Below are 1,649 nucleotides of genomic sequence, written 5' to 3' on the forward strand. Positions count from 1 at the left end.
GTGCGTCCGCATGGCAAGGACTATCAGATCGTCGCCGGCGAACGCCGCTGGCGCGCGGCACAGCGCGCACGCCTGCACGAAGTGCCGGTGATTGTGCGCGATCTCGACGAGGCCGAGACGCTCGAAATCGCGATCATCGAGAATATCCAGCGCGAAGACCTCAATGCGATTGAGGAGGCGGAAGCCTATGCCAAGCTGATCGGCGCATTCGGCCACACCCAGGAAGCGCTGGCCCGCATCGTCAACAAATCGCGCAGCCATATCGCCAATCTGCTGCGCCTGCTCGATCTGCCACCGACAGTCCGCCAGCGCGTGGTGGAGGGGTTGCTGACGATGGGCCATGCGCGAGCCCTGATTGGTGCGCCGGATCCCGAACGGCTCGCGCGCATCGTTGTCGAGCGCGACCTGTCGGTCCGCGATACCGAGAAGCTGGCCCGCGAATCGAAGCCGCGCGCGGCAGGGAAGGGCGGCGAGAAGCCGGCAGGGGTGGTCAATGCCGACATCGCCGCACTGGAGCGTCAGCTCGGCGACGTCCTCGGCCTCAACGTGAAGATCAACTTCGGTGAGAAAGGCGGGGCGATGACGCTCGCTTACTCGACGCTCGACCAGCTGGACATGATCTGCCAGCGCCTGACTGGCGAGAAGATATAATTAATTCAATAGCTTAACGGGATCGCGCAGCCGCCCGTGCCAGTGTCGTCAGTGCTTCGTCCGCCATCACCTGCCCGGCATTGCCGCCAGCCTTTGTCATCGCCCGTTCGGCCTGCCGCGCCCGCTCGACACCGCGCGCCAGCATCGGGCTCGTCCAGCGCCGCAGCGCGATCTTGGTGCTCATCTCTTCCTTGAAGAACACGCGGTGCTTCTTGACCGCTTCGTCCGGCGATGCCCCGCGATCGATATCGGCACGCATCTCCGCCAGCGCCATCAACCGCCGCACCAGCTGCCGCCGCAACGGGATCGACGACACCCCGGCATGGTCCAGCCGCGCCAGTTCCACGCCGAGCTCCGCCGCGCGTCCCTCTCCCCCGGCATCGATCGCGCTAGGCATCGCGGCATCACCCCGCGCGGCGCCGCTCGCCTCCAGCGCCGCAACTCCGGCCTCGCGCGGCCGATCGGGCGCGGCATCGAGGTAGATCGACAATTTCTCGATCTCGCGCGCCAGCACCGCCCGGTCACCGCCTGACATCACCGCCAGCCGATCGGCGATCCCGCCCACGAGCCGCAGCCCGTTCTCGCGCGCAATCCCGGCGGCCAGCTGGCTCGCATTGCGCGCATCGGGGACGTAACAGGCATGTGCCATCACCGACGGCGCGGCCAGCGCGAGTTTGAGCAACCGCCCGGTGCCCTTCAAGGCGCCGCCCATGGCCACCACCGGATTTCCGGCAACCTCGGCCTCGATCAACAGCCGCACTGCCTCGGTCCCGTCATCGTCGATGCCGGATACGCGGATATAGCGGGCATCGCCGAACAGTGACATTGATGCGGCTTCCTCGGCCAGCCGCCCCGGGCCCGCCTTCAGCGCCGATCCGTCAAGGTCGATCCGCTCGGCCCCGCTGCCCATTGCCCGGCCCAGCCGCGCGGCCAGCTCGCTCGCGCCCGCTTCGTCGGGGCCATAAAGCAGGAACAGCCGGATATCCGCCCCCGGCTTG

2 protein-coding genes are annotated in these 1,649 nt (G+C 67.7%); one reads left to right on the plus strand and one right to left on the minus strand.

Annotated elements, in window-relative coordinates:
• Positions 1-651 (plus strand): ParB/RepB/Spo0J family partition protein (locus U1769_RS24860; protein WP_332720845.1); only part of this gene is annotated, 651 nt, incomplete at its 5' end.
• Positions 652-664: 13 nt separating this feature from the next.
• On the opposite strand, the gene U1769_RS24865 is transcribed toward U1769_RS24860, so the two are convergent.
• Positions 665-1,649 (minus strand): DNA polymerase III subunit delta (locus tag U1769_RS24865; RefSeq protein ID WP_332720846.1); only part of this gene is annotated, 985 nt, incomplete at its 5' end.

The sequence above is a fragment of the Parasphingomonas zepuensis genome, assembly GCF_036663735.1.
Lineage (GTDB): Bacteria > Pseudomonadota > Alphaproteobacteria > Sphingomonadales > Sphingomonadaceae > Sphingomonas.